At 27.9% G+C, this 24,114-nt stretch carries 24 protein-coding genes and 1 riboswitch; of the genes, 4 read left to right on the forward strand and 20 right to left on the reverse strand.

Going from position 1 to position 24,114, the window contains the following annotated elements; all coding sequences use genetic code 4:
• The first annotated feature begins 149 nt into the window (after positions 1-149).
• From SCHIN_RS04890 to SCHIN_RS04900, 3 genes are read left to right on the forward strand one after another with little or no spacing between them, the layout of a single operon-like run.
• A complete protein-coding gene (locus SCHIN_RS04890) occupies positions 150-2,276 on the forward strand; it encodes a lipoprotein (RefSeq protein ID WP_166508510.1) in 2,127 nt (708 codons plus the stop codon).
• On the forward strand, positions 2,276-3,922 hold the full coding sequence (locus SCHIN_RS04895; protein WP_166508511.1) for a hypothetical protein: 1,647 nt from the start codon (positions 2,276-2,278) through the stop codon (positions 3,920-3,922). The genes SCHIN_RS04890 and SCHIN_RS04895 overlap by 1 nt, the downstream gene beginning before the upstream one ends.
• A gap of 57 nt (positions 3,923-3,979) precedes the next feature.
• Complete coding sequence (locus SCHIN_RS04900; RefSeq protein WP_166508512.1) at positions 3,980-4,393, forward strand: HIT family protein; 414 nt, start codon at positions 3,980-3,982, stop codon at positions 4,391-4,393.
• An 18-nt stretch (positions 4,394-4,411) separates the two neighbouring features.
• On the opposite strand, the gene SCHIN_RS04905 is transcribed toward SCHIN_RS04900, so the two are convergent.
• The 12 genes from SCHIN_RS04905 to ftsY form a co-directional block, all read right to left on the reverse strand.
• Positions 4,412-5,377: a 3'-5' exoribonuclease YhaM family protein gene (locus SCHIN_RS04905; protein ID WP_166508513.1), complete on the reverse strand. Its 966-nt coding sequence runs from the start codon at positions 5,375-5,377 to the stop codon at positions 4,412-4,414.
• Positions 5,378-5,475: 98 nt separating this feature from the next.
• Positions 5,476-7,326: a biotin/lipoyl-containing protein gene (locus tag SCHIN_RS04910; RefSeq protein WP_166508514.1), complete on the reverse strand. Its 1,851-nt coding sequence runs from the start codon at positions 7,324-7,326 to the stop codon at positions 5,476-5,478.
• 97 nt (positions 7,327-7,423) lie between these two features.
• A complete protein-coding gene (locus SCHIN_RS04915) occupies positions 7,424-8,143 on the reverse strand; it encodes a hypothetical protein (protein WP_166508515.1) in 720 nt (239 codons plus the stop codon).
• Between the two features lie 99 nt (positions 8,144-8,242).
• Entirely contained in the window at positions 8,243-8,968 is a 726-nt protein-coding gene (locus SCHIN_RS04920; protein WP_166508516.1) for a hypothetical protein, read from the reverse strand.
• Between the two features lie 43 nt (positions 8,969-9,011).
• Positions 9,012-10,307, reverse strand: coding sequence for a methylenetetrahydrofolate--tRNA-(uracil(54)-C(5))-methyltransferase (FADH(2)-oxidizing) TrmFO (gene trmFO / locus SCHIN_RS04925; protein ID WP_166508517.1), 1,296 nt, complete (start codon positions 10,305-10,307; stop codon positions 9,012-9,014).
• 1 nt (position 10,308) lies between these two features.
• Positions 10,309-10,968, reverse strand: coding sequence for a copper homeostasis protein CutC (locus tag SCHIN_RS04930; RefSeq protein WP_166508518.1), 660 nt, complete (start codon positions 10,966-10,968; stop codon positions 10,309-10,311).
• Between the two features lie 2 nt (positions 10,969-10,970).
• Complete coding sequence (gene metK / locus SCHIN_RS04935; RefSeq protein WP_166508519.1) at positions 10,971-12,104, reverse strand: methionine adenosyltransferase; 1,134 nt, start codon at positions 12,102-12,104, stop codon at positions 10,971-10,973.
• A 74-nt stretch (positions 12,105-12,178) separates the two neighbouring features.
• Positions 12,179-12,272, reverse strand: a riboswitch (SAM riboswitch).
• A 34-nt stretch (positions 12,273-12,306) separates the two neighbouring features.
• Positions 12,307-13,254: a serine aminopeptidase domain-containing protein gene (locus SCHIN_RS04940; RefSeq protein WP_166508520.1), complete on the reverse strand. Its 948-nt coding sequence runs from the start codon at positions 13,252-13,254 to the stop codon at positions 12,307-12,309.
• Positions 13,255-13,322: 68 nt separating this feature from the next.
• Complete coding sequence (locus SCHIN_RS04945; protein ID WP_020836603.1) at positions 13,323-13,688, reverse strand: hypothetical protein; 366 nt, start codon at positions 13,686-13,688, stop codon at positions 13,323-13,325.
• Between the two features lie 108 nt (positions 13,689-13,796).
• A complete protein-coding gene (locus SCHIN_RS04950; protein ID WP_166508521.1) occupies positions 13,797-14,558 on the reverse strand; it encodes a TIGR00282 family metallophosphoesterase in 762 nt (253 codons plus the stop codon).
• Entirely contained in the window at positions 14,558-14,875 is a 318-nt protein-coding gene (gene ylxM, locus SCHIN_RS04955; protein WP_166508522.1) for a YlxM family DNA-binding protein, read from the reverse strand. Before ylxM ends, SCHIN_RS04950 begins: the two co-directional genes overlap by 1 nt.
• Positions 14,868-15,848: a signal recognition particle-docking protein FtsY gene (gene ftsY, locus SCHIN_RS04960; protein WP_166508523.1), complete on the reverse strand. Its 981-nt coding sequence runs from the start codon at positions 15,846-15,848 to the stop codon at positions 14,868-14,870. Before ftsY ends, ylxM begins: the two co-directional genes overlap by 8 nt.
• A gap of 75 nt (positions 15,849-15,923) precedes the next feature.
• Between ftsY and SCHIN_RS04965 the strand changes: the two genes are divergently transcribed.
• On the forward strand, positions 15,924-16,559 hold the full coding sequence (locus tag SCHIN_RS04965) for a hypothetical protein (protein ID WP_166508524.1): 636 nt from the start codon (positions 15,924-15,926) through the stop codon (positions 16,557-16,559).
• Positions 16,560-16,708: 149 nt separating this feature from the next.
• Here SCHIN_RS04965 and SCHIN_RS04970 read toward each other — a convergent pair whose 3' ends face one another.
• The 8 genes from SCHIN_RS04970 to phoU all read right to left on the reverse strand — a co-directional run bounded on the left by SCHIN_RS04970 (position 16,709) and on the right by phoU (position 24,111).
• Positions 16,709-17,482: a hypothetical protein gene (locus SCHIN_RS04970; RefSeq protein ID WP_166508525.1), complete on the reverse strand. Its 774-nt coding sequence runs from the start codon at positions 17,480-17,482 to the stop codon at positions 16,709-16,711.
• A gap of 366 nt (positions 17,483-17,848) precedes the next feature.
• Positions 17,849-18,748 carry a phosphogluconate dehydrogenase (NAD(+)-dependent, decarboxylating) gene (gene gnd / locus SCHIN_RS04975; protein ID WP_166508526.1) on the reverse strand — a complete coding sequence of 300 codons (900 nt, stop codon included), beginning with the start codon at positions 18,746-18,748 and terminating at the stop codon, positions 17,849-17,851.
• Positions 18,748-19,182, reverse strand: a complete 435-nt coding sequence (locus SCHIN_RS04980) for a PTS sugar transporter subunit IIA (protein WP_166508527.1) — start codon at positions 19,180-19,182, stop codon at positions 18,748-18,750. The genes gnd and SCHIN_RS04980 overlap by 1 nt, the downstream gene beginning before the upstream one ends.
• Positions 19,183-19,186: 4 nt before the next feature.
• Positions 19,187-20,767 carry a PTS sugar transporter subunit IIBC family protein gene (locus tag SCHIN_RS04985; RefSeq protein WP_166508528.1) on the reverse strand — a complete coding sequence of 527 codons (1,581 nt, stop codon included), beginning with the start codon at positions 20,765-20,767 and terminating at the stop codon, positions 19,187-19,189.
• Positions 20,768-20,853: 86 nt separating this feature from the next.
• The gene (locus tag SCHIN_RS04990) at positions 20,854-21,636 is read right to left on the reverse strand and encodes a MurR/RpiR family transcriptional regulator (protein WP_166508529.1); all 783 of its coding nucleotides are present in this window, start codon (positions 21,634-21,636) and stop codon (positions 20,854-20,856) included.
• Positions 21,637-21,680: 44 nt separating this feature from the next.
• On the reverse strand, positions 21,681-22,394 hold the full coding sequence (locus SCHIN_RS04995) for a hypothetical protein (protein ID WP_166508530.1): 714 nt from the start codon (positions 22,392-22,394) through the stop codon (positions 21,681-21,683).
• Between the two features lie 130 nt (positions 22,395-22,524).
• Entirely contained in the window at positions 22,525-23,262 is a 738-nt protein-coding gene (locus SCHIN_RS05000; protein ID WP_166508531.1) for a hypothetical protein, read from the reverse strand.
• Positions 23,263-23,421: 159 nt separating this feature from the next.
• Positions 23,422-24,111, reverse strand: coding sequence for a phosphate signaling complex protein PhoU (gene phoU / locus SCHIN_RS05005; protein WP_166508532.1), 690 nt, complete (start codon positions 24,109-24,111; stop codon positions 23,422-23,424).
• Positions 24,112-24,114 lie beyond the last annotated feature (3 nt).

Genomic DNA, 24,114 nt, shown 5'->3' on the forward strand with positions numbered 1-24,114 from the left:
TTACAATTATAATTAAATAAAGTTGATTTTGAAAATTGTTTGAATTTAAAAATAACTTTTCAAGGTTTCAAAATATTTAAAATAACATATATTTCTTGCAAGTTTTTCATTATAATAAATTTGATATACAAAATTCAAGGAGTGAAAGTGTGAAAAAGTTAATAACACTATTAGGTAGTTTATCACTAACAGCAAGTGCTTCATCAATGGTAGTTGCTTGTGGTACAACTTACGATATCAAAGACGACGGTAACTCAGTTATTGTCAAATTTATCAGTTCGATTGACGGACATGTACAACTTAGTTCTGCAGATATTTTATGAAAATTAATAAATGAAACAGGACCAAGTAATAGAGAAACTTTCTTAACAGATATTTTAAAATTGATAAACACATCAATTTTGGCAAATAATGAAAAGAATTTCTCTGGAGAAGATAGTATTTTAAAAGATTCTGATGTTTACCAAAACAAAGGTTTAGCAGAAGCTTTAAAAACTAAATGATCTACTTTAAATAGAGCAGTTGATTTGCAAATCCAAAGAGAAAAAGATGCTTTAAAAAGAGCAAATGGGAGCAAATGAGAAAAAAAATGAAAACAACAATTAGTTGATAAATTCAGTGTTTATCAAAATGATACAGATGATATGGATTTAGCTTTATTAGAAACAAAATATAAAGCAGATATTTTATTATCAGATGCATCAAACAACACAACTAAAGGACTTTTAGACGTTCTTTTAAATACTGACAGTTATGGAGTAACTTGAACAACAGCTCAAACTACTCTACAAAAACTAAACAGATTAAAATCATTAGTTGATGATAATGATGCTTTCCAAGCAGCTTATGAAGCAGATGAACTTGCAATTCAACAAATTGAAAATGCTCAAAAAGAAAATACTTCAGATTGAGTAAATACAACTGAATACAAAATCGATGAGGCTAAAAAAATAGTAAAAGAAGCTGATGTAGATAAGATTGAATTCGACACACCAGAAGATATTAATGCGTGAGCATCATTAGGTTCTGAAACAAGAAGTGGTATGTTAAGTGATTCTCAAAGATTTTTCTTAGAAAAATTCTATGAAACTAAAGCGCCACTTGCAATTAGTGAAGTTACAATTGGTTATTCAACAAATGGTAAATTTGATGATGGAATAAGTATTGATGACTTTAGTGGTGATAACAATGTTGATTTAGATGATAATAATGAGCTTTTAACATGATTAGGAACAGAAACAAATGCAAATTGAACACTTGGTATGAGAAATAATACTCTAATTACAAGCAAAAGTTCAAAAGCAAGCGTTAAAAAATATGACAAATTATTAACTTTAAATAGTTCTGACTTTTCAGATACATTAAGAACTGTAGTTTACGATTACATTCTTGGTGGTAAAGCTGGAGCAAAAGTTACAGATATTAAAAGTATTGTTGAAAATTTAGACCGTAAAGCAACAGGGACAGATAATTTCTATGGAACATTTGGTGATGGTAATGGTAAATTAGTTTACGTTGACACTGATGGAATTCATTTAGTATCAATTGATGGATATGACCTATTAAAAGATCACTTTACAGTAGCAAGTAAACCAGAAGATAATGGAAATGGTAATTTAGCTGAATTAAAAGCTTTCCACGACTTCCATAATTTAACTGATGCTGAAAAAATTGGTGTTCTTTCAAGAGGAACTATGATGAATGATTTAAATAGCGACGTAAGTAATGACTACTTAAGATTCTTGGTAAATAACTCATTATTAAAAGGAATTAGTGACAGTCCATATGACTTTGACATTATGTCAGAAGTTAAAGATTGAGCTAAAATTAGCAGTTCTACTGATTCTGAAACATATTGAATTTCTGCAGTATTTGACTACTTCAGACAAATTACTACAAAAGAAGACAATAAATCATTAGTTTCACAATTCATTAAATTTGGAGTAGAAAATCCTTCAAATACTGATGCAAACAATATTTCATTAGCAATGGAAGATTGAGTAATTAGAAAAATTGAAACAGTTCAAACAAGTTACAGAATTGCACCAATTGTTAAATTTACTGATATGTTTGTAAATTGAGGAAAAACTATTACAGCAAACACTGCAACAGGATATCCAAAAAAATTAATTACAAATGATAAATTTACAGGAGATGCTTTACAAGAAGCATTGCCAGAAATTTGAAAAACCACTAAAGATGGTACAAGATCAATAAATCCTGAAACTGCTTTCTATTATAATTACAACAATGCTTACAAAGGAGGTGTTTTATAATGAAAAAAATGTTAGGACTATTAGCATCACTTTCACTATTCACAACCTCTTCTTCAGTGGTAGTTGCTTGTTCAACACCAGAAAGAGTAAGTTCATTAAAACTTAACCAAGATTTAGCAAAACAAGTTATTTCAAAAATTACAGGTCAAGATATTGCAAGTATCGACTTTGGTAATATTTTCTCAAGTGGAGATATTTCATCAGTTCTTACAAACATCATTAATGATGCAATTGCAAAACAATTTGATTATGAAAGTACAAATAATACTTTAGAAAAACTTGCTTTAAAACAATTTGCAGCTTCAACAAGTGAAGGATTACCAGCTGAATTTTCAGATAATTACTTTGAAAAATCAGCTACAATTGCAGAAGACTTATTGTTTACTCAATACACTTCTTCAATTTCTTCAGGAACAAGATTGGATTTAACTCAATTAACCAGTTTATATTCACTTAACCCTATTGCAGATACAACTGTAAAAGGTTTAGATGGAAATGATATCGAAGTTAAGAAAGAAGATAAAATCACAATTAACGATAAAACATGAGCAATTTTCTCAGAAGATAAAGCTGGTGTTTTACCGGATTTAACAAATTTAACTGACATTAACAGTCCATTTAAAGTAAATGGAAAAGCAATTTCTGCAAAAACTGCTTTAAGATTACGTTTCCAAGATTACTTTAATAATAAATTAATGAATGATATTGCTTCAAACTTGCTAACAATGGCATACAACGATTCAACTTCATTCTTAGTATCACCTGCAAGTGATGGTAAAAACTTACCATTTATCAACACAGGTTCAACTTTATTCTCAAAAACACAAGATTGATTTACAACAAACACAACTGGTGTAAACAGAGAATGAAAAACTAACGTAAAAATGGTTTGATCTTTCAAATTTGATAAAACTGATGGGTTAACTGTAAGCGCCGTTAACAAAGCTGTTGCTGCAAACTCAGACTTAAACCCAGATACTGGTGAGTTGGCAAGTGGAAAAAGCTTAATCGATTTACTTAAAGATTTTGAACAATACAACACTTATACAGCTGATGGTTCAAATGCTTACGATTCATTCTTTACAATGCAAGGTTTCAAAGGATTTACATTATATGAAAATGGTACTAGTTTAGGTACAAGTCCAATTTCTGGTAAAAACTATGAAACAAAAGTTAAAGAAGCAAATAAAGCAGGAATCTTAATGAACAGTGGAACTGCAGTGTTTGATGATGTAGACAACCAAAATATTGGAGAAATAGTATTTGTTTTACCAGTTTACTTAATGGAATTACTTGGTGGTAGTGATACTACAAGTGATAACGTTTATACAATTGATGGAGCTGACGGTAAAGGTGTAGAAATTCAATTTGGACCTTCTGATGCAAATAAAGACAGATACAAAACAATTTGAAACCAAAAAAACAACGTTGCAATGCACTCAAAAGATATTCAAGGATTAGATAAATCTGAAAGAATTGCTATGATTAATCAGTTGAAATACTTAGTTTCAAATGACTCTTCTACTTCAGAGTTAGCAAAAACAACACTTTACTCACGTTACTTAGATGTTGATGATATTCTTTACTTAAACCTATACAATGAATTAGGTAAATACATCAAAACAGATGAAGATGAAGATAATTAAACTAAAAGTAAAAAACTTTTAGTTTTTTTTATAAAAATAAGAGAGAGGAAAATTATTATGAACGAATGCTTATTTTGTAAAATAATTGACGGACAAATCCCAAGTAAAAAGATCTATGAAAACGAATATACTCTTTGTTTTTTAGACGTATTTCCAAATAGTGATGGACATTGTCTTGTAATACCAAAAAAACACTTTGAAAATTTTGAAACAACTGATAGTTTATATATAACTGAAGTTGCAAAGACAAAACAAGAAGTTGTAAAGCTCTTGAGAGCAAACCTGCCAGTGGAACCTGTGGGGTTCAATTATGTGTCTAACCAAGGTTCTGAGGCCTTTCAAACAGTTTTTCACTACCACGAGCATATAATCCCCAAATACATAAAAGAGTTTGGTTATGGCTTTGTTATCAATCACGCAAACGATATGACTGACCAAGATGAAATACATAAAATATTGACAAAAAAATAGAGCTTTCGCTCTATTTTTTTACTTTTTATAATGATTTAAAAAACTTCTACCGTCTTCAGTTTGAATTCTACTAGTTCAAACTCCATTATCAACCTTATTAATCTCGTCATTTACTTTGTAAATTCTTGCATCCATTGCGTCAAGAGAAGAAACTATAATTCCTTCAATTAAAACTGGTTCTACAGGTGATCCAAATTCATTTTTTCCATGACTTGAAAGCACTACGTGTTGTAACTTGATAACTTCACTATATTCTTGTTCATTTAGGTTTAATTCTTTGGCTTTTTCACTTATAAAAGCATTACCAATTGATATATGCCCTAGCATTTTACCAGCATCTGTATAATCTGCAGCAGTTTTACCTTTCATTTCAATTACTTTACCAATATCGTGTAGAATTGCTCCACAAAATACTAAGTCTCAATCAATTGTTGCAAATTTATAAATTGGTTGTAAAGATTTTGCTCCCATTAATAATGAGAAACTATGCCAGAAAAGCCCCCCTACTACATTGTGGTGAATTGACATTGCAGCTGGATAAGTTTTAAATTGTTCTTCATGTTCTTCAATAATTGATAAAGTTACTTTTTTGTAAACTTCATTCTCAATTTCATCAAGTATATCTAATAATTTTTTATAACTATTTTCGATATTTATTGGTGCTGCAATTGCAAACATGTCTTCTTGAATTCCATATTTTTCAAATTCTTCTTTTGAAATTTTGTGATAAGAATTAACTTTTAATTGAATTTGTTGTCTATAAACATTTACCATTCCATCAATTTTTAAGATACTGTCAACTTTTATGCGGTCAACATCTCTTTCGTCTGAATTTCACAATCTTGCTTCAATTCTTCCTGAATTGTCTACTAGATTTATAATTAAATAATTAGAACCATTATTTCCTGTTGATAAAATGACTCTCTCAACTCTTGCTACCACTTCGATAGCTTTCATTTCACTGTTTATTTCGCATATTTTCATAATATATTCCTCTGTCAATAAAGTTATTTTATCAAAAAATAACTATTTCCCTTATGATTTTTAAATTAAAAAAGAAAACACCAAGTTAACTTGATGTTTTAAATTAATAGACCAGGATTTGTAATGATTTTGTTGAATTCTTTTGCAAATTCAACTGCATCATTAACATTAATAATGTTCTTATCAAAATTTACTGTTACATTTAAGTAATTTGACAATTCCATATCCCCTTTTACCTTTGAATGTATATCTCCAATTGCAATGTTTATAATTTCATCACTATTTAATTGAATTTTTGAAGATAAAATATTGTATTCAGAAAGATCTCAAATTGAAATATTGTTCGGTGATAATGATGTTGCATTTTCACTTATTTGTTTTGCAATATTTGCAATTGCTTCTTCTTGTTCAATTTTAATATCTTTGAATTTAAACTCATCTTCAATTTTTTTACCTAATGAAATTGTGCTATTTTCATTAAAGTCAAATTCAGTAAATTTGGCCAATACTAATCTCATAGCTTTTAAATAGAATGAGTTTAATTCTATTTCAATCCCTTTTTCTAAATATGGTTCATACATCAATGTTTGTAAATGAAGTAATGCTGTAATATCTACTTCAAAATCTATAGAACTTGATACTTTAACATCACTTGAAACCACATTTTCAGATACTACTTTTCTCTTTTCAAGTTCTGCAATTTTTTCATTTAATTTACTTTGTTCTTCTAGTAATTTTGAAATTTCAGCTTTTAATTCAGAATCATCAAATTTTTCTTCAACCACTACTTTTTCAACAACCGTTTCAACTACTTTTTCAACAATTGGTTTTTCATTTACTTTGTTTTCTTGTTGTGTAAATGTTTCTTCTACTGGTGAAGGTTCAATAATTTGAGGTTCTTCTGATTTTACTTCGATTTCTTCGTTTTTTTGTTCTTTTTCAAATAAATCTTCACCATCTTTTTCAAATGAATTATCCATAGAAATTAAGTCATCATTATCTTCGTTAGGTAAATCTCTAAATTTTGATAAGAAGTTAGATTGATTTACAGAATCTATTATTTGCGCTTCTTCAACGATAGGGTTGTGATCTTCAAAAATCGCTATATCTTTTTCATCTTCAAATTTAATATCTACAGTTTTTGTAACCTCTAGGTTTTTTGGTAAACTGCTTGGTAATGGGAAATCAGCTTCGTTGTCAACTGGTTTTAATTCTGGTTTTGCAAATACTTTTAAATCAACATTTTCTAAATCATCTTCTTCTTCTTGAACTTGTTGAACTTGTTCTTCTTTGTTTAATTTGAAAGTATCTTCTAAATGTTTATCTGACATTTTAAAGTCTTTTTCAACTTCTTTTAAAGATTCTTCTTTATCAACAATTATTCCGTTATCGAATTTTAAGTGTTCTAAACCTTCAAGTTCTCTTGTTACACTTTCAGCATCTATAACATTTTGTTTAGTTATACTCTCATTACTTTCAACAAATTCTCTTTTTTCTTTTTCATTTGCTTTAGCAAGAGGTGATGATTGATTATACATTGAAAATTCTTCTTCTGTATGTTCAACATCTTTTTGAATATCAAATTTAGCTTCATCAACAGTTTCTGTTAACTCTTGAGTATCTGTTAAGTTTAATTTATCAATAAAACCATTTATTGTTAAAGCTTCTTTTAAAGTATCTCCAATGTTTTCTGGTTTTTTTAGTATATTATTTAATTCTTTTTTATTAATTATGTCAAAAATTATGTCCCCATGAGAAACGATTAAAGATTCTATGATATAGATATTTTTTACTACTCCATCAATTGGAGATTGAATTTGAAATTTCTCCATTTGAGTTGAAATTTGCGCCAATACTTGTCCTGCTGTTACAGGTTCTCCATCTTTTACAAAAACTTTTTCAACAATACCCTTATATTTACGTGAATTTTTAAATTTTATCTTTTCCATAATTTAGCCCTTTACTATAAAAATGTGTTTTTCGCCCAAAAAACACTACATTTCTATTTTACATCACTTTTATAAAAAAAAGCAAATAATTAGAAATTTATTTGCTTTTTTTAAATCCTAAATTTTTATTTGAATACGACTCAGAAGCATTTACAAGTTCTGAAATAAGATAATTAAACTTTTTATTTAAGATTCACTCTGATTTTTTAACGTTTTTTAATTCAATACATAATTCATTGCTAATTTTAATATATTCAAAAATAGTATTTCTATCTGTAAAGACAAAGAAACCAAATCCCTTAAAAACTAACATACTTTGAGCTAATATTCATGCAATATCTAGTGTAAATTCACCAAATGCATTTAGCATTAAAAACTCAACATATGAGTACAACATATTTTCGCTTAACGATCTTAGTTCAGTATCTTTATATAAATCTGATGTTGCAGATTCTAAAGAGCTTATTAGTTTAAAACCTGTTAATGAGTTTTTTTCAAAAACATCAATGTATTTTAAACTTGGATCATATATTTTGTACAGTTTTTCTAAATCTTTAAGTTCAAACGTAGAGTATTTTTGACCGTATGAGGCATTTTCATAACCTCTTGCCACAAGTTCTCTCATATATTCGAACGCTTTAATTATATTGGATAGCTTTTCGCCAAATATGTCTTCAGCATCTTCTTGAAGAAACTCTAAATCAAAAATATAATCATAGAGTTCATCAACTGTTAAAGCTATACCTTTTGAACCGGCAAATACTGATATGAAATCCACATAAAATTCTAATCAATATTTTTCCTGTAAATATAACACTCTTATAAAACCCTTTCTTTTGATATATTATAATATTTTAATAATAAAAAAAAGAAAATTTTAAATTATCAAAAACACTTTGAGAATTTAAAATTTCTTTTAATCTTTTTTACCACTTAAATGAGTAAGGTTTTTATTATGATAAGTCTCTGAAGCATCCACTAATTGGTTGACAAATGCATTAAACTTATTGTTTTTTCCATATTCAGTTTTAGAAACGTCTTTTAATTCTTGGACCAATTCTAAACTTAATTTTATATTTTCATTTAAATCATCCACATCCGGAAAAACAATAAAGCCATAACCTTTAAAGGCCATTATTCCTTGTACTAAAATTCATGCAAGTTCTAGAGAATACTCTCCAAAAGGCATTAATGATAAGTAATCTACAAGTGAATAAGATATATTCTCACATAAAGCTCTAAGTTCTTTTACAGAATATAGGTGAGATAAAACATATCCTATAGTTTCATCTAGTTTTTTTCGGGTTTCTGAACCTTCATCAAATGAATTGATGTATTTTAAAGTTGGTTCATAAATACAATATAATTCTTTAAAGTTTTCTGTTGAAATTACAGGATATTCTCCTCCAGCATGAAAATTATCTAAACCTTTTGCAACTATATATCTAATATAATCTAAAGCCTTAGCTGTATTTATCAATACATCTTCATAAACTTGGTCTGCATCATCATTTAAATATTCCTTATCAAAAACAAACTCATCTAATTCATCTTTTGATAAATTAATGCCCCTGAAATATGCTGTTGCCAAAATATATTCAACATAAAAGTCTAATCAATATTTTTCCATTAAATATAACAAAATAAGCACCTCTTCTAAATTTTTTAGTTTAAGATTTTAATTTCTATTTTTCTATTTTTAAATATTTTAATAAATTGGTAATACTATTTTGAAATATAAACTCGTTTTTTTGGGTTTTTGTTTCAAAAGTCGGAATTTTATAGTCTAAAATACCCATGTTTGCTTTCATAGGTTTTAATTTCTTAATTTTAGGGTTTGTTACATAATTTATAAGTGATCCTAAAATTGTTTCCCTGGGGAAAGGTATGAATTTTCTACCATGATATTGGTCCATTAATGCCGCTGCTACAATATGTGCAGATGCAAATGACTCTATATAACCTTCAACTCCAGTTATTTGTCCTGCAAAAAACAGCTTTTTGCTTCTCATAACTTGAAGTTTGTTATTTAAAATTTTTGGCGAGTTTAGATAAAAATTCTTATGCATTACTCCATATCTTATAAACTCAGCACCTCCAAGACCTGGCAAAGATGAAAATATCCTTTTTTGCTCAGGTCATGTTAGATTTGTTTGAAATCCCACAATGTTGTATAAAGAATCTATAGCATCATCTCTTCTTAACTGTACAACGGCAAAAGGGTTCATACTTTTATATTTTAACCCATTTGGCGACATTGGTCCATTCAAAAGTGAACTTTTTGAAATTTTTGCTAATCTTTCAATTGGTTGACACCCTTGAAAGAAAATTTCGTTCTCAAAATCCTTTAAATTCACTTTTTTGGCTTCCAACAAATCTTTGTGAAACTTATTAAACTCTTCTTCTGTTAATGGGACACAAATATAGCTCTTGTCATCACCATGACGAGAGCTATAAAAGACTTTTGAAAAATCTATTGATTCTTTTGTAATTATAGGAGCTGAGGCATCTAAATAAAACAATTTTTGATTTCCCACTACCCTATTGATTTCTTCTTTAAATTCACCCGAAATTAAAGGTCCACAAGTAATCACAGTATACTCATTTTCATTAATTTCCAATATTTCCTCTTCAAAAATTTCAATATTTTTATGAGATCTAATTTTTTCATCTACTAACTTTGAAAAACTCTCTCTATCCACAGCTAATGCATCATCAGCTGGTATTTGTGTTTTATAAGCACAATCTAGGATTAAAGAATCTAATAATTCTAGTTCTTTTTTTAAGATGCCCACTGCATTTTGAGTGGATTTACTTCTAAAAGTATTTGAACACACCAATTCAGCAAAAGTGTTTAATTGTTGAATTTCATTTTTCTTTACATTCTTTTTTTCATAAAGTTTAACTTTAATACCATTGTTAGCAAGTTTTCAAGCAAGTTCACAACCCGCAAGACCAGCACCAATTACTTTTACTTCCATATTAGCCTCTAAAGATTTTCTCTATTTTTTCCAAATCTATTGCAGTTTCAAAAGTGTTGTCAATTCTTGCAGCGGTTCCTATATGAACTTGATCTGATATAGACTTTACAATGTCAATATTGTCGAGAGTTACACCCCCACCAATCAACACTTTTGTATAAAGGTTTTTACTTGTCAAAACCTTTAATATTTCAAATCCTTTTGATATATTTTCTCCTCCGGAAGTTAAAACATTATCAATTTTAAGATTTGCAAGTTTTTCGTATTCTTTTTCAAAGTCATTTACAAAATCAAATGCTTTGTGAAAGGTGATTTTTAAGTCACCTTTCATTGCTATCACTTTTTTTAGAAATTCTAAATCAATTGTATTGTCTTTATTTAATACTCCAACAACTATTCCGTTAGCTTTTGTTGTTTTAATAAATTCAATATCTTTTAGAATTTCTAGTTTTTCTTCCTCACTTGAATAAAAGTCAATATGACTGTGTCTAACAATCACATTGACCGGTATTTTTGATAATTCACAAGCCTCTTTTATTAAATTATAATCTGGTGTGTATCCTCCAAATTCTAATTTATCACATAACTCAATTCTGCTTGCATTACTTTTATTTATCTCTATTACATCCTCTAAATTTTTAGCAATAACTTCTAAAAACATTCTTATTTATATTTAGATAGATCTTTTACTTTATCTAATTTTTCTCAAGAAAATTCTTGTTTTCCAAAATGTCCATATTTAGATGTTCTAAAGAAAATAGGTTTTTTTAAGTCTAAAGTATCAATAATATTTTGAACACTAAAGTCAAAGTTTTCATTTAAAGCTTTGTAAATAATATCCATAGGAACTTTATTTGTTTCAAAAGCTTCAACAAATATTGAAATTGGTTTTGCTTTTCCAATAGCATAACTTACTTGAATTTCTAATTTATCTGCTAGACCTGCAGCTACTATATTTTTTGCTGCATATCTACACATGTAAGCTGCACTTCTGTCAACTTTTGTAGCATCTTTTCCAGAGAAAGCTCCTCCTCCATGGCGAGCATATCCTCCATAAGTATCTACAATAATTTTTCTTCCAGTAAGACCTGCATCTCCAAGAGGTCCTCCAATAACAAATTTTCCTGTAGGGTTTATTAATACTTTAAAATCAGTATTTAAACCGTGTTTTTTTGCAACTACATCCATAATGTTTTCTTTAATAAATTTTTTAAACTCTTCTTCATTAAAGTCTGCATCATGTTGAACTGACATTAATATTGTGTCAATTGATGGATTCATTGGGTTTGTATAGTTCATTGTTACTTGAGATTTCATATCTGGTTGTGCATACTTAAATACTCCAGCTTTTTTCAATTTACTTGCTAAATGAACTAGATCGTGAGCAATTTGGATTGAATAAGGCATTAAAGTTTCTGCTTCTTTTACAGCATAACCAAACATAATTCCTTGGTCCCCTGCCCCTAATTCTTTACCATTAACTCCCATTGCAATATCTGGTGATTGTTCTTTTAATTTTATAAGAACTTCACAAGTATCTGGGTCAATACCAGTTGCAGCATCGTTATAACGCACTTTTTTAAGTATTCTTCTTACTTGTTCTTCAAAATTAACTTTTGCTTTTGTTGTGATTTCTCCTGTAACTACTACAAAATCTTTTGTTACCATAGTTTCGCAAGCTACTCTTGAGTTTTCATCTTGTTCTAGACAAGCATCTAAAATAGCATCTGAAATTTGGTCACAAAGTTTGTCTGGGTGCCCTTCTGACACAGATTCACTAGTAAAATATCTTTTCATAATCGTTGTTCTCCTCTTTTGTTTATAAAAAAATGACCTTAAGGGCGGTCATACAAAATAAGTCAATGTTTTTTGTCTTATTGTTGGTTTCCCCTTAATTTAAGCACCTAATCTAATAGGTTGCTACTATTTCGCAGAGTTGTTTCTCTCCATAGTTCTTAATAAGATTTATTTAATCTTGTATTTATATCTTAACAAAAAATTATATTTTTTGAAGAATTAAATCAAAATATTGTTTTTTATCTAAATTTATTCAAAAATGCTTCTCATTTTCTAAAACAACAAGTTCATATTTTTCTTTGTTTAATTTAGTAAAGAATCTTGCAGCTTTTTTAGCATCTAATTGTAGGTCAGAAGTTGGTGTAAAAATAACTACTTTATTATTAGACTTATTTATAAGTTTTTTGGTATTTTTGATAGCACTTTTGTATTGAAAATATTCACAAACTGTATATTTTCCTTTTTCAAGGTTATTTACCTCTATTTTTTTAGCTTCTTGTTCATTATCACTAAAGTCGATACCGTTGATTTTAGTGATAATTTTTTTCTTTAAGTTAAAGATTGTCCCCATAAATAAACTTCAGTTTAAAGCAGAACCGTTTTTATAAGCTTTATTTATAAAAATACTTGTTGTCATAACTTTTTCAACTCTATTGTCATTTGCAAATTTTAAAGCAAGTGCAAATGATTTACCAGATGCTAATAACACAATTTTTTGTTCATATTTTTCTTTTAGCGCATCAATAATTTCGTTCATATCTGAATATAAAGCACCAATTACAGCATTTTCATCCACACCATTTTCTCCACAACCTCTTTGGTCATAAGAAATTGCTGAAAATGTTTTATTTTCTTTACAGTAATCAATAAAACCTTCAAATTCTTCTTTATAGTTCTTGAAATCATGAACGCATAAAAAGATATATTCACTTTCTTTTTTAATTTCACCTAAAACATTTAATTCATATTTATCCTTAGTTATAAATGTTTTGTTTCCAACAAACTCTCCTCTTTGTAAAGCTGTTGGATTAAATTTTAGAGATCTTAGTTTTGTAAATCTTGCTATTAACACAAGAATTAACAGAAAACCAAACATTGCACCCACTATTATAAGCATAGTAGATAATAATTCTCAAATAATAATTGTCATAAAAATTTCATTCCTTTAATAATGTCATTTTAACATAAAAAAATACAACATATGTTGTATTGTATTAACTAGTCACCGTGTGATAAATCCAATGCATAAACGTCAAATTGACCCATAAATCAGAATGCGAAGATGACATTTTGTTTTCTAACTATGAATTCGTCATTTCCCATTACATTGATGGCTTCATAAATAACGTTCCCAGCATCTTGTTCCAAGTTAATTCTCATTCTTTCGAAGTCATATATTGTAGATCTACCGTACATTTCGTTTTTACGTTCAAATTCAACTTCAGTTAAAATTCTTTCGTAAGTGTCTCTGTATTTAGCAGCTGTTTTAAGTCTTTGTTCTAAACCTCTGCAAACATTCTTAACTTCTTTATCTAATGCAAATAATGCTTCGTGTAAGTTTCTAAGTTTGTCATGTCTTTTCATATGGTCATCTCCCGTTAGTATCTTATTATGAGCTTTAATCTCAATAACATATATTTATTATAACACATTTTTTCAAATTTTGTTACTCTATTGTGTTGTAGATTGTGGTTATTGAGTTTGCACTCTTCAGATTTTTTCTGCTCTTTTATTTTTTACTTGTAATATTATACCATTAATTTCCCCCACATTTTCACTTGGTTTGAATTTGGTAGGTAAACCTGTTTTTTCTTTTCTAATAACTTCTTCAGGATTTGCACCAATTATTGAATTTATAGGCCCTGTCATCCCAAGATCGGTCACATAAGCTGTTCCTTTTGGTAAAATTTGAGCATCTGCTGTTGGAACATGTGTATGAGTTCCTACAAGTGCTGTAATTTTACCATCATAATTTCAAGCTAGCGCTTTCTTTTCAGCTGAAGCTTCTGCGTGAAAATCTACTAAGTGAATATCACTATCATCATTTGCAATTAATTCATCCATAATTTCATAGTTATTATTTGCATGATCCATATATACAGTTCCTAATAAATTAGTAACTCTAATTTTTAATCCATTTTTTTTAACAACTATTGTTCCACTTCCTGGTAAATATTTATTTAAATTTAATGGTCTTAATAAATCTGGTGTTTGTTCAATAAATTCTAGTGTTTCTTTGACTTTAAAAACGTGATTTCCAGTTGTAATTACGTCAACTCCCAAAGATTTTAGAAAATCATAATGATTTTTATTGATACCTTTTCCATGCGAGATGTTTTCTCCATTTACCACAATAAAATCAATATTGTTTTCAGTTACAATGTTGTTCAATTCTTTTTGCAAGACATCTCTTCCTGATTTTGAGAAAACATCTCCTATCATCAAAATATTCATTAAAGTTCTCCCTCTATCAAGTCATAAAATTCAGAAATAGACATTTTATTGTCTTTTAATTTTTCTAAATTTTCTTTTATAAACTCGTTTTTTTGTTTAATTTTCAATTTACTTTCTAAATCATTTAGAATGTTTATTGTTTTGTTAATACTATCATGAACCGCATTTCTTGAAACATCAAATTCTTCACTAATTTCTTGTAAAGTAAGATCTTCAAAGAAGTAAAGTTCAAAATAGCTTCTCTGTTTTTCTGTTAATAAATTTTTATAGTAATCATAAAGCTGATTATTTTCTATTGTTTTATCAATATTACTCATCACTATCTTCTTCCATAAAATCTTGTGTCAATTCTTCAAGATATTCTTCAATATTAAACGGTTTTAAATCATCAACTTTTTCTCCAAATCCTACAAGTTTAACTGGGATATTTAAAATATCTTTAATCGATAAAGCAATTCCACCCTTACTTGTTCCATCCATTTTTGTAAGCACAATTCCAGTAACTTGAGTTGTTTCTGAAAATGCTTTGGCTTGAGTAACTCCGTTTTGACCGGTTTGGGCATCAATTACCAATAGTCTTTCGTGAGGTCCGTCCTCAACCCCTCTTTTGACAATTTTTGTCATTTTTTCTAATTCTTTCATTAAGTGTTCCTTGTTTTGAAGTCTTCCTGCAGTATCTACAAGTAAAAGGTCGTATTTTCCTTCCAATCCTTTTTTAACCCCATCAAAAACAACACTTGCAGGATCTGATGAATTTCCTTTAACTAGATCAACTCCAGTTAATCTTTTTTCACATCATTCTTGCAGTTGTTCAACAGCTCCTGCTCTAAAAGTATCTGCAGCTGCTATTAAAACTTTTTTACCCATTTTTGAGTAATGGTTTGCAATTTTGGCAATACTTGTAGTTTTTCCAACACCATTTACCCCAACCATCATAAAGATGTTAAGTCTTCCATCTTTTCAATTTAATTCTGAACGATATTTACCAGATTCTTGGTAAATATCGTAGAGTGCATCCACTAAAATTTCTTTGATATCATCAAATGTTGATTTTGCTTTAGCTTTCTTTTGAACTCTATTTGAAATTTCTAAAACCATTTTCATACCCATATCAGTTTTAATTAAGACATTTTCTAAATCCTCAAAAAAATCAGAGTTAGGCTCTTTATATTTTTTACTTAATTTTTTAATATCACTTGAAAAAGTAAGTGTAGATTTATGTTCTTTTTGATGTTTTTTGACCTCTTTTTTCAAAGCCTTTTTTTCTTTTAAATTACTAAAAAAACCCATAATTTTTCTCCATTCTTGTCCAATATGATTGTATAATAAAAATATATTATAGTTTATAAAACTAGGGTGATAATGATGAAAAAGTGATTAAAAATGTTATTTCTAACAAACATAAACGTAATTCCACTGGTAAATTTGTATGGTGGAAATTTTGATTTGAGCGAAAGTGAAAATAATACAAGAAACTTCTTAGAAGATAATGAATTTGACATGTATTTCAAAATAGACTTAAGCCAAACAAAAAATGTTGAAAAGTTTGTACAAGAAAACTACAAACAAATAATCGAAGAAAACTTAAGCGACTATGACCTTCATGTAAATGAGATAAAGAAACTAAACTTTAAACTTTTAGAGGTTGAAAACTTTACAATGACAGTCGAAATAACAGATGTTCCTGGTTCATTTAATTTAGGCAAAAAAATCATTAAATCTTTTGATCTTTACCTATATAACTATGACAATGTTGACTTAATCCAAGAAGCATTGGCAAACGAAGTAAAACTAGAACTTAGTCATACCAAAGACGTACATAATAATATTCACGAGTCTATTAAAGAAAAATTTAATAGAATTTGTAGTAATTTCATATATCTAAACGGAGAAGAAGAATTCTTTGATTACTTAGATTTCCACGAGCATCCAAATGACAATGAGTTGAAAGCAGATTTTCTAGGTTCATCAAATATTAGTTTTAAAATTGAAACAAAATAAAAAACCATCAGTTGAAGTTGTCAACTAAAATTGACATTAAAATGAGACTTTCTCCATACGAATTTCGTATGGAGTTTTTTTATCTTTGATGTTTATACATAAATAAAAAAGAAATAGTTTAATCTATTTCTTTTGTTTACAATATTGAGTTATTTTTTATCGATTGAATCTTCCTTATTAGCCTGTTTAGTCTTTAACAAAAACAAAGGTATTCAAATCATAGTACTAATAAAAGGTATTCAAAATGTTGCTCATGCAATAATCAACATAGTTTTGTCGCTTTTTGGATTAGAAGTTTTGGACTTAAACAAAGCAATTGAGTTAATTTTGTTTAATAATAATGCTGCTAAAACCCCTAAAAATATGTATCTTAAAATTTCTTGGGCTGAAAAATTCAATATAGCATTATCTATGGTTGTTACCATTCCACTTGCTGCTAAAACCAAAAACAATAAAAGAGAAATAGATAGATCGCGTAAAACAAAAGTTTTAAATGATCTATTTAAATTATTTTCTTCCTTAGTTTTTAATCTTTCTTCTTCTTTATCTAAAAATTCTCAGTCAATTCGTTCATTTTTCTTTAAAAAATATAATCAAACAAAATTGTTAATTATAGGTACAAAAGATATTATTAATATCTTTTTTTGAAATCCTTTTTCTTTAAAAAGTTTAATATTCATTGAAAACAAAACAACACTTTCAATATGTATAAAAAAATATAATACCAATGTTGAAATTCCAGCAACTAATGCTGTACTACCCGCAAAAAAATGTATATTTTTTTCAAATACAGTCAAAACCATTATTGCTGATATGATTAGAAATAATTCAAATATTACTTTGATTAATATATAAGTTTTTAGAGTTGCTACCTTATTTTTTTTAACATTCTTTTCCTTAGAATTTAGATGAATTAGAGGCATTTTACACTAACTCCTCTCAAAAAAATTTGCTAAATTTTTCTTTAAAAATATCTAAGTTAAAATTCGTGTGCATTATTTTTTTAAATTTATTATCCTGACGATAAACAAAAACTCTTAATGGAAGAATAACCAATATTCTTGAATCAATAAGTTTAAAAATATTTATATCCATTTTTAACATCCTTTCAAATTTATACTTATTAATTAATAACATTTATAAATGATAGGATTGATAGATTAATAAAATAATATTTAATCCCTATAATTATACTAGTCTAAATGCGCCTTTATTTATTAACTTTTAATTTCTTGCAAAATAAAACACAAGAAATAGTTTTACCTATTTCTTGTGTTTACAATATTGAGTTATTTTTTAACAACTGCATGTCCACCAAATTTATTTCTTAAAGCTGCCACAACTTTTCCAGCATAACTTTCATCTTGCATTGAGTTTTGACGCATCATAACAGACAATGCAATTACCGGTGCAGGAGTACCTTGTTTAAATGCTTCTTCTACAGTTCAAAGTCCTTCACCATTCATTTGCATTACATCAGTATAACTATCTAATTTTGGATCTTGTTTATAAATTTCTTCCATCAATTCAATCAATCAACTTCTAATAACACTTCCGTTATTTCAAATTTTTGAAATATCTTCAAGGTTATAATCAAATCCAGATTTTTCCATTACTTGATATCCTTCAGCGATAGCTTGCATCATTCCATATTCAATTCCATTGTGAACCATTTTTGCAAAATGCCCACTTCCAATGTTTCCTGTGTGTAAGTAACCATTTTCAATTGTAATTTTATCAAACATTTGTTCAACTAGAGCAAATGCTTCTTTAGTTGCTCCAACCATAGCACAACACCCTAATAAAGCTCCTTTTGGACCTCCACTTATTCCAGCATCAATAAAGTGAATATTTTTCTCTTTAGCTTCACTTCCTCTTCTAATTGAATCACTGTATTTTGCATTACCACAATCAACAATAACATCTCCTTGTTCTAAAATAGATACTAATTTTTTAAAAACTATTTCAGTAGGTTCTCCAGCATTTACAACCATTAAAATTTTTCTTGGTTTTTGCATTGATGACACAAGGTCTTCAATTTGTTCAAATCCACTAAAGTTTAATTTTTCAAATTCTTTATAAACTTCTTTGTTAAGATCAAAACCTTTTACCTCATAACCATTTCTTTCAAGGTTCTTAGCTAAACCTTGTCCCATTTTTCCTAAACCAATAACTCCAATTGTTTCCATTATATTTCACCTTGTTTTTCTATAAATTCATTTATTTGTTCTACACTATTACAATTTTTATAAAATTTTAATACATTATCTTCATCAGAAAAGCTTAAAGCTATTTCTTCTAAAGCATCAATCTGGTCATTATCATTTAAGATCAATGCAATTACAAATAAAACATCATGACCATCTCAATTTATTTTCTTTTTTAACTTTATGAATATAAAACTATTATTTTTTATACTAGTTGCATATTCATATTCGCAGTGAGGAATAGCTAAATAGTTTCCTATAGCTACAGTACTTGTTTTATCTCTCGCTTTCATTGAATCTACAAGTTTTTCATCTGCATAATTATTTTTTTCATTTAAATCTTTTATAAAATTAAATACTTCGTCTTTATTTTTTAAATTAACATTTATAAAAGCATTACTTTCTGTAAACTTCATAATTTTATCCCTTCTTATCTTTTAAAATTTTTTCATACAAATCATCAAATATATTTTTGCCCAAGTATTGTTTAACTGGATAAATGTAGGCGTTTGGCGAATTTTGTTGCGCCACTTCTTTAAAGTTTGTCATAGTTATAACTATGTCAACATCTGGTGTCAAATCTTTTACAGCACAATTTGAAACTTCAAGATCTATATCATTTGCTTTTACTCATTTTCTAACTATTCCTGCTGCCATGGCACTTGAACCAACACCAGCATCACAAGCTACTTTTAAAATTTTTGCATCTTTAAAGTTTCTTACAACTTCTTTTGAACTTTCTTGTTTTTTGTCTTCTTCTTGTTCAAAACTAATTCCTTCATCTGTAACATTCATACTCATAACTTCTGTATTGCTTTTTCTTTTAAAGAACATAATCAAACTTGCTACTAAGAATGAAGCAAGTGCTCCTGCAAATACTGCTAAAGTATTTATAGCAATTCTATAACCACTTCCTGAAAGTGAAATTACAGATATTAAACTTCCTGGACTGATAGCTGCAACAGCCCCTCCAGAGAAAATACTTACAATAGATAGAGACACAAATGCACCTGCAATTGTTGAAAGAATCATAATTGGTTCTGACAAAATGTATACGTAGTGAACTTCGTGAATTCCACCAATTAATTGAATTAAACTACTACTTGAAGCTGCACCTCTTTGTTTTTTTCTTCAAACTGCATATGCAATTAACAATCCAAATCCAGGTCCAGGATTTCCTCCAACCATAAAGAAACTTGAAAACCCTTTTCCTTGTTCAACTTCTGTTAACCCTAAAGGAATCATAACTCCATAGTTAAGAGCATTATTTAAAAATACAGCTCTTAACGGTTCTGTAACAATTGACATGAATGGAAACATTCACGGCATCAATGTAAAGAAATCTATAATGGCTACCATTACAAAACTTATTCCATAAAGAGCAAATCCTCATGTAAAGTAAGCTGCTAATCCAAAGGCAATAGCTCATAATGCTAAACTAAAATTCTTTACAACCATTTCATAACCAGGTCTAACTTTATTAATATAAGTTAACTCTATAGTTTTGTATAAATAAGTTGTTAATGGTGCTATTATCATAGCTCCAACAATTTGGTTTGGAGCTTTAACAACACCAGCTGTACTGTCACCGATTCTTCAATCTTGAATCATGTGTTCGTAAATTCAATCACTTCCAATGATAATTGCAAATGTTGTAAATGCTCCAAACACAGCTCCACGAGTTTTATAAATCATATTTCCTGCTGTATAACCAATTAATGTTGGGATCAAATATTTCATACTTGGACCTATTAATTGACCTATAGCTTCAGATTTAAATCAACCTGTTCTTACTCAAACACCATTGTCATACTTTCCTAGAAAAGCAGCTGCCAATAGACCTCAAGCAATTAAAATACTTACTGATGGCATAATCATTCCCGCCATAAAACTACCACAACGTTGAACAATTATTTTAACTTTTGTTTTTCATTCTTTAGATTTTAAATTAACAGTTTTATCTTTTATTTTAAAATCTTGTTTAATTTCTTTTTGACTCATCATATCCTCCTTACCTTGATTATATTTTTAAATTGACCTTTTGTATGGTTTACTTTTTTTCTTGAAAAGGTTTAAAAAAAGGTGAACTAGTTCACCTTTTTTATAAAATATAATAATTGCATCACTATGAATGAAAAAGAAATAACAGCACTTCTTTGTCCTTCAAAAATTTCTTCATTGTTAAGTACTTCAAAAAAATAATCTGATCTTTTAGCTAGATCACAAGAAGTATTTGAAGATGCCACAATAGTTTTTGCGCCAACTTCTTTAATTGTTTGTTCAATATCTAAAATATTTTTAGTTAATCCCGAAACACTAAAGATAAAACAAATATCATTTTCCTTAACGTTATGTGACAGTCTTACTTGTACATCAAAATCGGTTGATGTAAAAACTGTAAAACCAAGTTTCATTAAATAGTTATTAAAAACTTCAATAACATGAGTATTTGGACCCTTTCCAAATAAGTAAACTTTAGGTTTTTCTTTTAAAATATTTGCAACTTCAATAAAATTATTTAAATAGTTATTTTTTAAGTTTTCAATATTTTGTTCAGTAATTTCAAAAAATAACTTATTATTTTCTAAGTTCTCTATTTTCTTAGTGTTTATAGTTTTGAAGACAGAATGCTCTCACATTAAAATCATACTCATCTCTTTAAAACCTTCACAACCAAGTTCTTTACAAAATTTTACAACACTACTCTTAGCACAATTACAAGCTCGAGCAACATCGTTAATTGTCATTTTTTTTAAGTCTTCCAAATTATCCTTTAAAAACTTTGCAATCAAAGTTTTAATTAAACTTGGATTTTGATTTGCAAGAATACCTATCTTTTCAATCAAATGTTGATTTTTAAAATTTTCCATTTATTCGTTCTCGTTTTCTTATTCTTAATTATTATATTTGATTTTTAGTTAAAGTTGTTTTCTGTGTAAAATTTTATTTCTTCATCACCTTTAACATTTAGCAAGTTAACCACTAATATAATATTTACAAAAGGTATTAGAGCAATTAAATTGTAAATAACATTTTTTTGTTTTTTGTTTTTCTCAAGTCTTTTTAATAAAGATAAGCTAGAAAAAGAAACTATTAACATAAACAAATAAACTACAGCAGAACATATTGCAGATATCAAAATACTTTCCTTACTTAATTCTTTTGCAAAATAAAGAAAAACCAAGAAACTAAGAAATCCTAACAAAATTCACAAACTTGCTCCTAATAGTCCTGCAAAAAATCCTTTACGCGAGAATTTAAAACTCTCTCTTCAATCAGTTCTTGACTTTAAAACTATTCGGTCGAATTTAACAATGACAAAAATAATTATTGGATTTATAAATGGTATTAAACCAAATACATAAAATAAAGTTTTAAGTTTTTTTTGATCATTTAAATGTTCAGTATTTTTAATTAAATTTAAGGTTACAATTCTTGAGTAAATTATAAAACTAGATAGCACTATCAAAATCTGACTAAAGTAATCATTTGCACTTTCTTCAAAACCAAAATAGTAAGGGAAAATAAACAAAAATGGAAACGCAATAGAAAACACAAAAGAAGTTATTATTTCTCAACCCAATAAAGATTTGGGTCTAGGTTCAAACAAAACCATTAAATTTATCACTTCAAATCACCCTCTTATAAATCGATTATAACAAACTAACCTGTACTTCTAGGGCTTATAAAAAAAGAATATGAATTAACAATATAATTCATATTCTTTTTATTTTCATTATCTTTTTTGCTCTATTAAATTAAATTTCTATTACCCTATTATTCTCTAATTCATTTTTCTTCATAAGTAAAAAAGTTCAAACTACACTTCCTAAAATAGGAATTCAAAATATACTTCAAGCAATTATTAAAATTGTTTTATCTGCTTTTTTGTTTCCGGTTTTTACACTTAATAAATTAATATATGCCACCTTATGAATAATTATACTTATAAAAAATCCGAACAAAACATAACCTAAAATATCTTGCATACTACTTTTAAGTAATAGGCTAGGTACAAATTCTGTTAAACCTACTGCAAATAAAGTTACAATAAAACCTAGCACTATCAAACTCTCTTCCAACATAAAACGTTTAATAATTTTTTTGTTAACACTACCTTGAACAACACGAGTTACGTTTGTAACATTTTTGTCCTTTGCAAATATCAATAATAAGATTGGATTTAGAATTGTAAATAATAAACTTATCATTATAAAACTAATAAACACTTTATCCTTAGTAGATGAAATATTTTTAAATTTAAATTCCTCAATTGCTATATAACTTGAAAAAGTTGTACTTACGTTTAAGAAAACTATGAATGCATAATTAGAAACTATAAGAGTAACCTTTGCTTTGTTGCCTCAGTCCATGAATATCGACCAAATAACAAATCCCATAAGTATTAATTCAAGAATTAATACTGTCATATTGACCCAAAACAAGGTTCTTCTTTGAAGTTTGTCGTCATTAACGTTTTTTTCTATATCTTTCATTTTATTCCCTTCTCGCTATACAAGTTATTTTTTGTAATAACGCACCACAAATGATTTGCGACAATATTATTATAAACCCAATTCATTTTTTTAAAAACAATGTAAAATAGTTTTTAACATTTAATTTTATTTTAGCAAAACAAAAAAATAGGATCGCTCCTATTTTTTTGTTTCTAAATTATTTTGAACTGTTTCATCATACTCTTCGAATTTACCAGTTCTAATAAATTGCATTGTTTCTTCAACGTTAATTAAGTGTTCTCCAGCTCTTTCTAAGTTTTTCAATTGTCTAATAATTGTTACAACTTTTTTAGCTTCACTATCGTTAGAAGAAGATCTAACTCTTTCTGCCAATTTCAAACTTAACTCCGAAAATTGTGCATTTAATTCATTTTCCATTTTCAATACCTTAATATGTTGGTCATTATCATAGTTTTCAACTAATGCTGAAATAATATTCAACATAACATTTACCAAGTCAAACATTTTTGAAATAAAATCTATTTCAATTGGTTCAGGATTGTATTTAATTGTAAAGTTACAAATGTGTTTTGCAACGTCAGCAATTCTTTCAATCTCTCTACTAATTAAAACTCCACCAACAGCAAGTCTTAAATCCCCAGCAACCATTTGTTGCTTTGCGATTTTTCAAAGTGCCATTTTTGTAAATTTATTTTGCAAATCATTAATTTTGATGTCGCCATCAATTACTTCTTGGGCTAAGGTAAGGTCTTGGTTCTTTAGAGCATCAAAAGTTGTAGCGTATTGTGATTTTGTAGCTTCAACCAATGAAATTAAATCTCTTTTTATTGCTTTTATATCATTGTCTAAAATTTTATTATATGACATGTT

The organism is Spiroplasma chinense (genome assembly GCF_008086545.1).
GTDB lineage: Bacteria > Bacillota_I > Bacilli_A > Mycoplasmatales > Mycoplasmataceae > Spiroplasma_A > Spiroplasma_A chinense.